Raw genomic sequence first — 13887 nt, forward strand, 5'->3', positions numbered from 1 at the left:
GCAACTACAAGCGACTTGTTTGATTATTATTTTATTAGCTTCAATAGGGGCTCCAAATGAACTTTATAATTTGCCCATTGCGTTAAAGCATCTTTGTAAATCGGTTGTCTTACTTGCTCTGAGCTTGGTGTCATTATCGGGCGCTGATGAGTATAAAAGCTCATGCAGCTTTCATGCATTTCTAAACTACAATAATCAAGCAACTCAGAAACTGTATTGGAAAAATCATTAACAAGGTTTTGATAGTCAACGTTGAAGATTTCATCTGGATAAAGAGCATGCCAGTGCGACATTAAATCTGCGTAATCATTTATATATTGTGCAAGCGATTTGAAATCGTAGCTATAGGCGTGGCCCTCAGAAAAAGAATGCTTGTATAAACTCCATGCTGTTGCGGCTTTGTCTCTTGTTACTTCGAGAATTTTAGCGTTTGGAAATAGAGTTTTTATTAATGCGATATGATGAAAATTTGCGGGTTGTTTGTCGATAAAGACCTTATTTTTTCCGCGTAGTGGAGCAATAAAATTTAAATACCTTGCGGCATAATGAGCCTTATCTTGTTCTGAAAGTTTATCAAGGCCATAAGGTACATCTGAGAGTTTTTTACTCTCAAGCTCTCGCGCAATTGCGTTAATTTCTGTTAATTCATAACTTGCATCAGCATCAGGGTGGCTTGCTAAAATTTGCTCAACTAAGGTAGAGCCACTGCGGGGTAAGCTGACGATAAAAATCAGCTGTAACGACTCATCAAATGCATTATGAGCCATTGGCTTTTGAGTTAAATGTTGCGTGCAACGAGAAGTGAAATTACTCGGCTTGTAGGGAGTTAGTGACTTTTGAATACTGTTCGCTCTTTCTAACATCGCAAATGATAAGCTGAAGTTACCTTGTTGTTCATATGCCTTTGCGAGCGCAAAATAGAATTGAGCACTATTAAGGTTTGGCTTAGCAGCTTTCGTGAGCTGTTCTAGAAAGTCTACATCTTTACTGTCAAAAATGTATGTCTTTAAGTTTGCTAAATTCCAGTAAGCCTCACCAAGTCTTTTATCTATTTGCAGTGCTTGTTTGTAGTGATCAATTGCAAGCCCTGTATTTCCTTTTATTTTTTCAATGTTGCCAAGGCGAAGGTGGCATTGGGCTGCGTAATAGTTTGCATCAAGTAACTTGTTATAGATGGCTGTTGCTTCATCAAATTGCATTAATTTTACATGAGCGATCGCTAATAGGCTCTCAATGTATAATGTCGGTGAAGATATCGAAGAGTGGTAAAAAGAGATTAACTCATCAAATTGCTTGGTATTGAGTAGGGCTTTACAGTAGCTTTCTTTAACAGTTTGTTTTTGCGAGTTGTTCTCAAGGTTATGTTTTGATATTGCAAAGTAAGCTTTGCTATCACCCACTTTAAATGCGATCTCAGCCAGCGTTTCGAGTGCTCTATATTCATTTGGTACTAATTTTAATAATTGCTGAATGGTTTGCTGCGCTTGCAGAGGGTTTTGGTTGGTTAATTGTTGTTTAGCCGTGTCTAATTGTTTATTAAACCAATGAATCATTTCATATTGTTTGAGTGCACTTTGCTGTTGTTCATGCTCTTGCAGTCGTTTATGAGTATCAGCAAGTAAAGCCCAGCCATCGTGATATTCTGGATTTTCATTGAGTACCTCTAACAACATAGCTTTAGCTTTATGTGGTTCTGTAGCAACGAGTGTCTTTGCGTTATTAATCGCATCAATTGGGCTCATAATTGGCTCTTATAATTTTATGTAGTTAGGGTGTACTATACCCCTTCCGTAATAGATATTTGAAGTAAATGGTTACAGATACAGGTTTTATCCTTTCTAAAGAAGCGTTTGATAGCTCATCAGGGGTTAGTTTTGTGTTTTGGCTCTGGTGTGAAAACGGCCCTTTAAAAGTACAGGTTGAGCACCAAGAGGTGGTATTTTTCATTCCTGAAAACCAAGTAACTGCTGCAAAGCGACTATTACAAAATCAAAACATTCATGCTCGTTTTGCTGATGCCAAACTAAAAAACTTCCAAAATCAGTCGGTGATATGCTGTTATTTTAAATCGTTAAAAGATTACTACAGCGCCATAAAGGTTTTAAAAAGTTCACAACTAGTTACTTTTGAAGATGATGTTAGGCCAATTGACAGATTTTTGATGGAGCGTTTCATTAAAGGCTCAGTATGGGTAAAAGGTGAAATACAAATACGAAGCGGTTTTCGGCTGTTAAAGAACGCTAAATTAAAACCAAACAATGAATTTAGACCTTTTTTCAAACATGTTTCTATTGATATTGAGTGTAATGGCGAAGGCGTACTATTTTCTATTGGCTTAGTCGGAAAAGGCATTGATAAAGTCTTAATGATAGGGCACCCAGAGCCAACGGCTCATCTAGATTATCAAATCAATTGGTGTGAAGATGAAATAGATCTTCTTACTCAGTTTGAAAATGAAATTCAGCGAATTGATCCTGATGTACTGATTGGTTGGAATGTTATTGAATTTGACTTCAGTGTGCTTCACGCAAGAGCTGAGGCGTTAGGTATATCTCTAAAGCTTGGTCGCAACAAAGAAATAATGCGCGTGCGCTCGGGAAACATTACTCGCATAACAATGCCTGGTCGCGTAGTTATTGATGGTATTGATACCTTAAAAAATGCCACTTATCACTACGATAGTTTCAGTCTTGCCAATGTAGCGAGTATTGAACTTGGTGAAGAAAAGCTGATCAGCACAGATAATCGTCTTGAAGAAATTATTCGCCAGTTTAATGAAGACAAACTGTCTCTTGCTAATTACAACAGGCAAGACTGTATTTTAGTTCTGCAGATTTTTGAGAAATTAAAGTTACTCGATTTTGCAGTTGTCAGAAGTCAACTCACCGGACTTGAATTAGAACGAATGGGCGGCTCAGTTGCGGCCTTCACTAACCTTTATCTGCCGCTACTGCATAGAAGTGGCTATGTAGCCCCTAATTTAGGCGATCATGGGTTAAGTTTTGACAGCCCAGGTGGTTATGTTATGTCATCGCAGCCGGGCCTATATAAGAATATCTTGGTGCTTGATTACAAAAGCCTCTATCCATCAATAATGCGCACATTTTGTATAGACCCTCTTGGTCTAATTGAAGGTTTAAAAAAGCCAGATGACGCAATCGAAGGTTTTAACCAAGCACAGTTTTCACGTACTGAGCACCATCTGCCAGAGCTTATTCGTGAACTTGCAGCAACAAGGCAAATGGCCAAAGATAAAAACCAACCTATGCTCTCGCAGGCAATTAAAATCATCATGAATAGCTTATATGGTGTACTTGGCTCTAAAGGTTGTCGCTTTTATGACCCGAGATTGTCGAGTTCAATTACTTTGCGTGGCCATGAAATAATGCAAACAACCAAGCACTGGATAGAAGAGTGGGGCTACAACGTCATTTATGGTGATACAGATTCGACCTTTGTTAAGCTTGATGATGATCTAAATTCACTAAACTGTAATGAAATCGGTACGAAACTGGCGGAGAAAATTAACAAACGCTGGCAGCAGGTTTTGCAGAAAGACTATAAAATAGACAGCTTTTTAGAAATTGAGTACGAAACTCACTATAGCCCATTTTTTATGCCCACTATTAGAGGCAAAACAATGGGTTCTAAAAAGCGTTATGTAGGAAAAGTCGAAAAAAATGGTGCTTCAAAATTAGTTTTTAAAGGTATGGAAACCGTAAGGAGTGATTGGACAGAACTTGCTCATGAGTTTCAAACAGAATTATTTGAGATATTATTTGCTGAAAATTATAGCCAAGAATTAATTTTTCAAACCTTTGATAGGTATGTTAAAAAACTATATGCAGGTGAGTTTGACGCTAAGTTAATCTATCGCAAACGCCTGGGTCAGCATTTAACTGATTATCAAAAAAACATCCCTCCTCATGTAAAAGCAGCGAAACAGTACTTAGCTGACAATCCTCATCTTGCATTTCAGCGTGGACAAATAATTAAATATGTTTACACCCCTAACGGCGCTGAGTACTACACAGGTCACCATAATTACGATTATGGCATTTATGTTAACAAACAATTGTTGCCAATAGCTGAAATGATTGTTGTTGATTTGGGTACTAAAGTTTTGTCACTAAGTGACCGTCAGATACAGCTTTTTTAGAAAAATTAACATTTTTTTGACTCTTTGTTGCGATGAATGATCGGTAAGCTCAGTTTAAACGCTTATTTGTGTGTTTTTTGTCCATAAAACAAGAAAAAGTAAACTTTTTGCTGCTTCATTAAAAAATTGTAAATAAAGGGCTGGATATTTTGTTTTATTTGTTTATTATTTGTTTGTCGCAGTCCTGATGCGATACAAATAATAAACAAGCTTATGCTAAATATAGCCACAATATAGTGGTCCAGGGAGAATCAAATGTTAAATAATAAAGTTTCAAAAGCAGTTCGCTTAGCGCTTGCTTTTGGTACAGCTTCAACAGCTGCGTTTTCTGTAAACTCTTATGCTGCTGAAGAAGAAGCAGCAGAAAAAGTTGAACGTATTGAAGTTACAGGTTCACGTATCAAACGTACTGATATTGAAACTGCTAGCCCAGTACAAGTTACAACAGCTGAAGAAATCGCTGTAGCTGGTTTTACACGTGTTGAAGACATGATGAACAGCTTGCCTCAACTTGAAGCTTCAAACACAGCGTTCCAATCAAATGGTGCTTCTGGTACAGCTACTCTTGATTTACGTGGTATGGGTTCACAGCGTACTCTAGTACTTATCAACGGTCGTCGTATGCAAGCGGGTGGTATCTACACTCAGTCAGCTGATATCAACCAAATCCCAGCTGCACTTATCAAGCGTGTTGACGTAATGACTGGTGGTGGTTCATCAACTTACGGTGCCGATGCGGTAGCGGGTGTTGTAAACTTTGTAATGAACGATGAGTTCGAAGGCTTTGAAGTAAGCCTAGGTTCAACGGCATATCAACACGACAATGATAATGAATACATCCAAGGTTTAATGGATGAGCGTGACTTCGACTACCCAGAAGGTAGCTCAGGTTTTGACGGTTCTTCTTTTGATTTCTCAGCTACGTTAGGTGGCTCTTTCGATAGTGGTAAAGGCCATGCTGTTGGCTATTTCACTTACCAAAAGCAAAATGAATTACGCCAAGGTGCTCGTGACTATTCTTCATGTGCTCTAAATGCTGCAGGTACAGCGTGTGGTGGTTCTGGTAACGCTGTAATTCCTAACTTCTATATCTCAGCGCCTACAGACAGCGGTGCATTCGATTGGGATGATTACGATTATTGGACACTTGGCTCTGATAGCAGCTTCATTCCTTCAAGTGGTAACGTATATAACTATGCTCCAATTAACCATTTCATGCGTCCTAACGAGCGCCACACGTTAGGTTTATTCTCTAAGTACGAAATTAATGATCACTTCCAACCGTTCATGGAAGCTATGTACATGCGTGACCGTACTACAGCGCAAATCGCAGAATCAGGTACGTTCTTCAATGAAAACTATGTTATCGATTATGATAGCCCGCTTCTTACAGATGCACAGCGTCAAAACCTAACTGACCGCTTCGGTTTAACATCAGGTGACCAATTTGCAACTTACATCGGTAAACGTAACGTTGAAGGTGGCCCACGTGCTGATAGCCTTGAACATAACTCATTCCGTTTAGTACTAGGTAGTAGAGGTGAGCTTAGCGACCTTTGGTCATACGAAGCATTCGTACAGTATGGTTCAACGTCTTCATCTTCTGCATACGAAAATGACTTCTTCGGTCCGCGTATCAGTACTGCACTTTCTGCAAACGGTGAAGACTGTTCAGCAACTTCTGGTTGTATCCCTTACGAAGTATTCACGTACCAAGGCGTTACTCCTGAGTCAGCTGGTGCATTAACTGGTACTGCAATTCTTAATGGTGTTACAGAGCAGTTTATCGTGAATGGTTTCGTTACTGGTGAGTTTGAGTGGGGTCTTCCTTCTTCAGATTACCCAATCGCTGCAGTATTCGGTGCTGAATACCGTGAAGAAACTTTCAGCCGTACAGCGGATGAAGTTTACGCGCAAGGTTTATTACTAGGTCAAGGTGGTACAACTAAGAGCTTAAACGGTGAGTACGATGTAACAGAAGTATTCGGTGAGTTAAGCTTACCAATCGTTGAAGGCATCACAGGTGTTGAAAGCTTATTAGTTGAATTAGGTTACCGTTGGTCTGATTACAGCACGTCAGGTTCAGAGCCTACTTATAAAGTAGCAATGAACTGGGATGTTACTGAAAACTGGAAGATTCGTTCAAGTTATAACCGTGCAGTTCGTGCTGCGAACAACGGTGAGTTATTCGCACAACAAAGCACAGGTTTATGGCCAGGTACCGATCCTTGTGCAGGTGCAACACCATCTCTTAGCCAAGCAGAGTGTGCAAATACAGGTGTGCCTGCATCTCAATATGGTAACGTAGGTAAGAGCCCTGCTGACCAATACAATGGTTTCTTTGGTGGTAACCCTGAACTTCGCCCTGAAATCGCTGATACAATCACTCTAGGTGTTGTTGGTAACCCTTTTGAAGATTTTAACTTCTCAATCGATTACTGGGATATCGAACTTGAAGACGCAATTGGTGCAATTGACCCTGAGTTAATTGTTGAGCAATGTGGTAAAACTGGCCAAGCAGTTTTCTGTGATAACGTGCAACGTACACCTGGCAGCGCTAGTCTTTGGATTGGTTCTGGTCAAGTTGTAGCAACAAACACTAACTTAGGTAAAATCCACTATGAAGGTGTTGATTTAAGTGCTAACTACGATATGGAAATCGGCGGCGGTACACTTTCTACAAGCTTAATCGGTACTTATATGATGACTAAGGAATTTGATAATATTCCTGGCGTAAGTGAAGTATACGACTGTGTGGATACACTAAATAACGGCTGTTTCCCACAACCAGAATGGCGTCATGTACTTAGTGCAAGCTATGACACAGGCAGCTGGTGGAGAGCGACGGCTAAATGGCGTTACTTCAGTGCTGTTAATGATTACGAAGGTTCTGATACTTTAGTTCAAGATGGTATCAGCTCACAAAGTTATCTTGACCTTAAAGGTACGTTTACTGTTAATGATTACACTTCAGTACTTATTGGTGTGAATAACGTTCTAGATAAAGAGCCGCCAATGGTAGGTGGTTCACTATCTACAAATGGTAACGCAATTGCTGGTTTCTACGACACATTAGGTCGTTATTTCCACGCGAGCGTAACGTTAAAATTCTAATCTGAATTAATTAATGTATGATAAAGCGAGCTTCGGCTCGCTTTTTTTATGGGGAAGCTTTTAATATGGGGAAACAATGACATCAGAACAACACACGTTTACCCAAGCTGTTGCTTTACTTCAGCAAGGTAAAGTTAGCCAGGGGATAGAATTATTAAAACCGTTAACACATAACAGTGAGTTTGCTGAAAAAGCGTTACAGGTCCTTTTCAAAGTTGCTATGCAGCAACAAGAGAATAAAACTGCAATTGCTTATTGCCAACAATTGGTATCCCTTGCTCCAACAAAGTTTGATTATGTAATGACCTTAGTACAATTAAGTTTAAGTTGTGGTGAGTTCGAAATTGCGAAAAACGCGCTGTTACCTTTATACACAGCAAATCCGCAGCAAGCTGATATTTGCTTTCAGCTAGGAAAAATAGAAAGAAAGCTTGATAACCACGATTCAGCGATGCGTTTCTTTGAACAAGCTCTGTCATTATCTGAGCAGTTTAAAGCACCCGCTTTAATAGATATTGCTTTAATGCATAATGAGCAGTTACATCAACCCGATGAAGCCGTACATTACTTACAACAAGCGATTAGTCATGATGAAAATAATCTTCAGGCCCACTTTTCATTGGCAAATATTTACGAACAGCTTGGTGATAAAGAGAAAGCAAAAACAGGCTTTCAACAGGTTTTAAAAATAGATGCATTCAATGCGATGGCTCAAGCAAGATTGGCCGATATTGAAACCTTCACTGAGAGCGATGCAATTGACTATGAACAAGCATGCTTAGCCATTTTAAAGCGAGAGTCAGATGATATAGCCTGTGCTGATATTTATTATGCACTTGGTAAAGTATTTAATGATTGTAAAAACTATCAGAAAGCTTGGCATTATTATGTAAAGGCCAATCAATACAATAAAAAGTATTTACCAGCCTATGATCGCCAATCTGTTGAGAAGATTACTGACTACACCTTAGCGCGTAATATTGCTCTGCAAGAAGCGAATAGCTCAATAACACCTATTATAATTTGCGGTATGTTTCGTTCTGGCTCAACATTAATTGAACAAATCATCAGCTCTAACAAGCAAATAGCGGCAGGGGGTGAAATTGCCTATTTACATTCATCGTTATTCAATTTGATTGGCGATGAAAAGGCACTTGTTAATAAGGCTAAAGAGGCTGAATTTATCGATGGTTATAAAGAACAATTAAGTTTAAGAGCTGAAGGTGCGCATTATGTAACAGATAAACGCCCTGAAAATTACCTTTACTTAGATATTATCAAGCAGCTCTATCCAAAAGCTAAGATTATCTGGACAGAGCGAGATATTAAAGACAATAGCTTGTCAGCTTTTTTCCAGCATTTGGGTCCGAGCTTAAACTATGCTGTATCCCTAGGTGATACTCTACACCACTATGAGCAGCAGCAACGTATTAAGTCACATTGGCAGTCGTGTTTCAGTAATGATATTTTTACCCTGAATTACGATCAGCTCGTTTGCTCACCCGAGCAGATTTTAGAACAGCTGTTTAGCTTTCTAGGGCTTGAATATACTGATGAAGCCCAGCGATTTCACAATAAATCTGGCACTGTAAGTACAGCGAGTGTATGGCAGGTTAGAAAGCCACTTTATAAGTCATCCTCAGGACGATTTGCAAATTACCTTGAACACATACAGGCCGATGAAAAATCCTACCAAGATGCCAAAGCGCTGTTAAATAAGTAATTTGTAATAAAAAAGACCATCATTTAGATGGTCTTTTTTATTATTTTAAGGGCATGATATCACATGGAATAGTTAGCCGAGGGCTAGTGCTTTTTAGTTGGTATGTACCATGCCAAATATAGCTTGGAAATATAATAATTTGACCTTCCTCAGGGCATATTTCACGAGCTATAGACTCACGCTCACCTAAGTTAAGACTGGTTTCTCCTAGCTTAAGCCAGCCATTTTTAGTTTCATCATCTTTACTCATCTCATTAGGAATAGAAATATAGCTCGGCGCTGATAACCAACCTTGAGGGTGGATATGATTAGCATGAAAACCGCCTTCTTCTAGTTTCACCGACCAACTACCTCTGGCAACAAAGCGTTTATGATTACGCGCTAATAGAGGGTGGTTAGCATCCTCTGGTAGCTGCATCAGGTATTGATTAATGCATTCATTCATAGATGACTTAAATAAATCAATAAGTTGGTTTGAACGGTGTAACAAGTGACCTTGTGTTTGGCTGCCACTGCGCACACTTTGATCTAATGGTTGTAGTTTATTTGTGTGAAGGCTGTTCATTAGCTCCTGCAACTGCTTATTAAAATCAGCAAAGGTCTTAAAACCAGGCGGAGCAGGCAGCTCCATCACTTTAACGAATTTGTCTAGGTCAGTTAACCAGTGATATTTATCATTATTTGATAGTCGCCAAGCAATACTTAAATATGCCCAAAGCTCTTGGTTGTGAGGGTTAAATTTTACTGCGGTTTCTAAATGAGAGATCGCTGAGCTGTAATCGCCTTGTTGTATGTAAAAGTTTGCTAAATCAATACAGTAACGAGCATTTTGTGGGGCTGCTTTAACGAGTTGCTGAAGGAGTGAAAATGCTTTTTCTTCGTCACCTGTTCTATCTAGAATTATACTGTGTGCATGATGTAAATCTAAATTTTGTGGATGGTTTCGTGTTGCATCACTGCTTACTAATAATGCTTCTTCCAGCTTATCTAGTTGCAGTAGTTGGCCAATTTGAGAGTGGATCAGAACAGGGTTTGCATCATAATTTTTGAAAGTTTGAGCATATGAACTCATTAATTGGCTCTGCGAGTGTTCCCAGTAGAGCTTGTTAAGGCTTTCATGCGCTGGTACATAGTTAGGAGCAAGCTCTAAGCATGCCTTAAGATGAGCTTGTGCTTGTTCATACTGCTGTAAATCATAGTATGTACAACCAACTATGTAATGCAATTCGGCGCTTGGTTGCTGTTTTAAAAGCATTTGCAAAAGCGCTAAGGCCTCGGCAAATTGACCTAAATTTCGATAATTACAAGCATGTTTATAAACGAAATGAAATTGCCCTTTTAATTGGTCTGGCAATTTTGTTTGAAAATAGTTTTCGATTTGTTGTAAGTCACCCAGTCGCTCGAAAAGTTCTAAAGTGAGCCAGTGGTAACGAACTATTGCGTTCAGCGAGGGCGATGTTTCGCTTAGTAATTGTTCGGATTTTAATAATTCATCTTGATTAATTAGGCTTTCAATGTAATTAAGTCGTGGCTTTTCGAGTGATAAAGAAGCTGTGTTGTATTCACAAAACTGAATACAGTCTGCATACTTTTTTTGTTTACATAGTAGATTGGTGTAGTTGTCTAAAAGGCCGACATGATTACTAAATTGGCTTAAGCCTTGTAAGTAACACTGCTCTGCATCAGTTATTCTGTTTACAGCTGATAAACATAAGCTGTTTAATATATACCAATCAGCGGTTTTGTTTGTATGTAAAGAAAGGAGTTGTAACGCTTGCACATATTGTTGTTGATTGAATGCGTGCAAAGCTCTTTGCAATGAATTATTCACTCGTACACCCTGTTTTTGCTTTATGTTAACAGGGCGTACAGTAAAGTAAAATATTACTCTTGATTTACATCAAGATCTTTGATTTCTACAGTACCTTTAATGCGTTCTCTTTGTTTATAAAGCTTGCGAATTTTCTTCCAAACTTGTGGTGGGTATCGACCAAATTGAGCTAGCCGCTTCGTTAAGGGATCGGTGATATAGCTTCCGTCTGCTGCACGATATCCATATGTCATTCCTCCTATACCGTCTAGGGCAGCCCTGTTAATAGCAGAAGAGGCGCCATAGGCTCTATGCGTGCGATATAAATCCACGATATGCCAATCATCTATTGTAAGCTTAAACCCTTTAGATGACTCTACAGCATCTTTTAAAGAGCCATTAGTATAGTGTTCAATATGAGACTTTAAATCTTGCTCAAAGTCGTCAAATAAGGCTTCTGTTTGCTGGTAGTAGACGGATAGGTAAAGTCTATCTTTCCCTTTAATTTGCATACCTCGGTTAGAATTAACAAATTCCTCACCATTGTCTGCTAGTTGGTAATACACTTTGCTTCCTACATAGGCCTCTGGGCGAAGATTTGGGCTGCCGATATTCCCTTGATGAAAGCCGTACATTACAATCGGTTTACTTTTGCCAAACTTTTTAAAGACAATGTTGTGTTGTATGTCATTCAAAGACAGGCTATGTCCCATAACAGTAATAAATTCCTCATCAAGTAATGAATTATCACCAAATAATAAATCTTCAGTACTGAAGATAGGGTAGTGCTCAATGAGTTTCTCTAATAATGCTGTGGTATATAAATTTAGCCAGTAAGCCAGTTGCTCAGATAAAACGAGCTCATTAAGTGGGATTTGTTCAGGAACTTGTTCAAGGCTCAGACGTATTTTTTTAAAACCAGTTTTCAGGTCTGCCTTTACAACTTCTTCATAATAAAAACGATTTGCTTCTAAAGCAGTATCGTTATTTTTGTGTGCTCTCGTACGTGTGCCAATGCCTGATTGGCCTTTTCGAAAGCCTCGGTCTGAGCGGCCTAAGTCAATAACCGTGATTTTAAGTAACTGATCTAAATCACCATAAGATATTGTTAAATCACTATCTAAGCCGAAATCGGCAAATTCTTCAGGTAGAGTGTCTAGTTTTGCTGACGAGTGTGCAGTAAAGAAAATTGCGGTTATTAATAAGAGTGGTTTAAGCATAGCGAACTCCCTGTTCAGAAAAAGCCACCCGTCACATTCTTTTGACGAGCGGCCTTTTAATTTTAATTGTTTGAATCAAGATCCTTAATCTCAACAGAGCCACTGTTGTCTTGGCGTTTTAAGTTAAGCTTTTTGATTTTTTCTAACATTTCAGGTGAGAAGCGACCAAAATCCATCGTTCGCATCATGATAGAGTCATTAATAAAGTTAACATTAACGGCCCCCATACCTGAGCTACTACCATCTGCAGAGACTGGTATATCAGAATTACTCACTACAGCGTTTAACATAGCCGCAGGGTTAGTTGAGGCAGATGCACCAAAACTACGCTCTGTTCCAAATAAGTCGGTTATATTCCAATTTTCAATGTCAATTTTAAACCGTTTTGCGTATTTAACATCGCTTTTCATTTGACCTTCAGCGTAGTCCTCTAAATGTTCACGTAACTCAGTTTCGAAGTCAGTAAACAATGATTCAGTTTGCTCATAATACTTAGATACATAAAGGCGGTTTTTACGCTTAATTTGCATACCCCTATTTGAGTTTACAAACTCTTCACCGTTTTCAACTAGTTGATGGTATACTTTGCTGCCTTTATAAGCTTCATTACGCAGGTTTGGGCTACCAATATTACCTTGATAAAAGCCGTACATAACAATTGGTTTCTTTTTACCGAACTTTTCGAAAACGATTTTATGTTGGATATCATTCAATGAAAGCTTATAACCGGCAACGGTTAAAAATTCTTCATCTAAAATTGAATCATCATCAAAAAGAAGATCTTCTGTATCGCGAACAGGGTAGTGCTCAATTAACTTTTCAATCATCGCTGTATTGTAAAGGTTAAGCCAGTAGGCCAACTGCTCATCAAGGCTAAGTTCGTTCAGAGAAATTTCGTCAGGTACTTTTTCTAAGCTAACACGAATTTTGTGAAAGCCATCTTTTATTTCTGATTTGGTTACCGCCTCAAATAAAAAACGATTAGCCTCCAAAGCTGTATCATTATTTTTGTGGGATTTCATTCTTGTGCCAATTGATGACTTCGATTTACGTGAGCTTCTATCTGACCTACCCATATCAAGAACTGTTATTTCAAGTAAGTTATCAAGATCCTCATATGAAATTTTTATATCTCGATTAAGGCTAAAGTCTGAGAATTCTTCTGGTAGTTCATTTATTTTTGCATACGATGAAAGTGAGCAAAAAGTAAATGCAATTAGTAATAATTGTTTAAACATGATTTTTCCTTGTTGTTTTAACAATCTTACTATCAGTGATTGTTACAATTTTTTCAAGTTTATATGTACCGAATTTGTTCTAGTTTTACTTGTTTATCTTCAGAAAATATAAGGGTTTAAATGTTTTTCTACACTTTCCGTTAGTTATTGCTAGTTAATAGAATGTTCATTCTATTAACTTTTGCATCATTTTGTCCTTTTTCTACATGTATCAATCATTTTGACCATGTTTGTTGTGGTTTCATCTTAACTACAAGGTCTTAAAATTTTATTTTTTTATTTTTAAAGATAAAAAATGCCATTTATCAGTATTGAGTTTTGTTGCGTAAATCGCAACTACTGGCGGGTTTTGCTTTAGTACCTATATTAATACTAAAAAATTAAATTCTTTTTGACCTTTGTAACCTGTTGTAAATGTTGCTGTGTCTATTGTATTTAAAGGGGTTTGAAGGTGTTAATTATGTTTTATTATTTTGGTTAGTGTTTTATTTATTGTTAAAAATTGAACTTTTGAGTTAGCGAAGTRTTGACCTTTAAGAGTGGCGAGTATTATTATCAAAGTTCAAAATTACTGCCTAATATGCATTTTTTTTGAATAACTATAAATATTCCATGAATAACAT

The 13887-nt window shown here is 38.1% G+C and carries 7 protein-coding genes; 3 read left to right on the plus strand and 4 right to left on the minus strand.

Going from position 1 to position 13887, the window contains the following annotated elements:
* Window positions 1-26: 26 nt before the first annotated feature.
* The gene (locus tag AOG26_RS17395; RefSeq protein ID WP_054563656.1) at window positions 27-1742 is read right to left on the minus strand and encodes a tetratricopeptide repeat-containing sulfotransferase family protein; all 1716 of its coding nucleotides are present in this window, start codon (window positions 1740-1742) and stop codon (window positions 27-29) included.
* A 68-nt stretch (window positions 1743-1810) separates the two neighbouring features.
* Between AOG26_RS17395 and AOG26_RS17400 the strand changes: the two genes are divergently transcribed.
* From AOG26_RS17400 to AOG26_RS17410, 3 genes are all read left to right on the plus strand, one after another.
* Entirely contained in the window at window positions 1811-4159 is a 2349-nt protein-coding gene (locus AOG26_RS17400; protein WP_054563657.1) for a DNA polymerase II, read from the plus strand.
* 255 nt (window positions 4160-4414) lie between these two features.
* On the plus strand, window positions 4415-7273 hold the full coding sequence (locus AOG26_RS17405; RefSeq protein WP_054563658.1) for a TonB-dependent receptor domain-containing protein: 2859 nt from the start codon (window positions 4415-4417) through the stop codon (window positions 7271-7273).
* Window positions 7274-7349: 76 nt separating this feature from the next.
* Entirely contained in the window at window positions 7350-8996 is a 1647-nt protein-coding gene (locus AOG26_RS17410) for a tetratricopeptide repeat-containing sulfotransferase family protein (protein ID WP_054563659.1), read from the plus strand.
* Between the two features lie 40 nt (window positions 8997-9036).
* Here the strand turns inward: AOG26_RS17410 and AOG26_RS17415 are convergent, their stop codons facing one another.
* The 3 genes from AOG26_RS17415 to AOG26_RS17425 form a co-directional block, all read right to left on the minus strand.
* Entirely contained in the window at window positions 9037-10827 is a 1791-nt protein-coding gene (locus AOG26_RS17415) for a putative 2OG-Fe(II) oxygenase (protein ID WP_054563660.1), read from the minus strand.
* Between the two features lie 53 nt (window positions 10828-10880).
* Window positions 10881-12026 (minus strand): DUF547 domain-containing protein, encoded by a 1146-nt coding sequence (locus AOG26_RS17420; RefSeq protein ID WP_054563661.1) that lies wholly within the window; start codon window positions 12024-12026, stop codon window positions 10881-10883.
* Window positions 12027-12088: 62 nt separating this feature from the next.
* Complete coding sequence (locus tag AOG26_RS17425) at window positions 12089-13264, minus strand: DUF547 domain-containing protein (RefSeq protein WP_054563662.1); 1176 nt, start codon at window positions 13262-13264, stop codon at window positions 12089-12091.
* Window positions 13265-13887: the final 623 nt, after the last annotated feature.

Source organism: Pseudoalteromonas sp. UCD-33C (genome assembly GCF_001306895.1).
Taxonomy (GTDB): Bacteria; Pseudomonadota; Gammaproteobacteria; order Enterobacterales; family Alteromonadaceae; genus Pseudoalteromonas.

What these genes read in the sequence shown, in the direction of transcription:
- AOG26_RS17420 (WP_054563661.1), bottom strand. Translation starts at nt 12,026, where the DNA reads ATGCTTAAACCACTCTTATTAATAACCGCAATTTTCTTTACTGCACAC.
- AOG26_RS17395 (WP_054563656.1), bottom strand. Translation starts at nt 1,742, where the DNA reads ATGAGCCCAATTGATGCGATTAATAACGCAAAGACACTCGTTGCTACA.
- AOG26_RS17405 (WP_054563658.1), top strand. Translation starts at nt 4,415, where the DNA reads ATGTTAAATAATAAAGTTTCAAAAGCAGTTCGCTTAGCGCTTGCTTTT.
- AOG26_RS17425 (WP_054563662.1), bottom strand. Translation starts at nt 13,264, where the DNA reads ATGTTTAAACAATTATTACTAATTGCATTTACTTTTTGCTCACTTTCA.
- AOG26_RS17410 (WP_054563659.1), top strand. Translation starts at nt 7,350, where the DNA reads ATGACATCAGAACAACACACGTTTACCCAAGCTGTTGCTTTACTTCAG.
- AOG26_RS17400 (WP_054563657.1), top strand. Translation starts at nt 1,811, where the DNA reads ATGGTTACAGATACAGGTTTTATCCTTTCTAAAGAAGCGTTTGATAGC.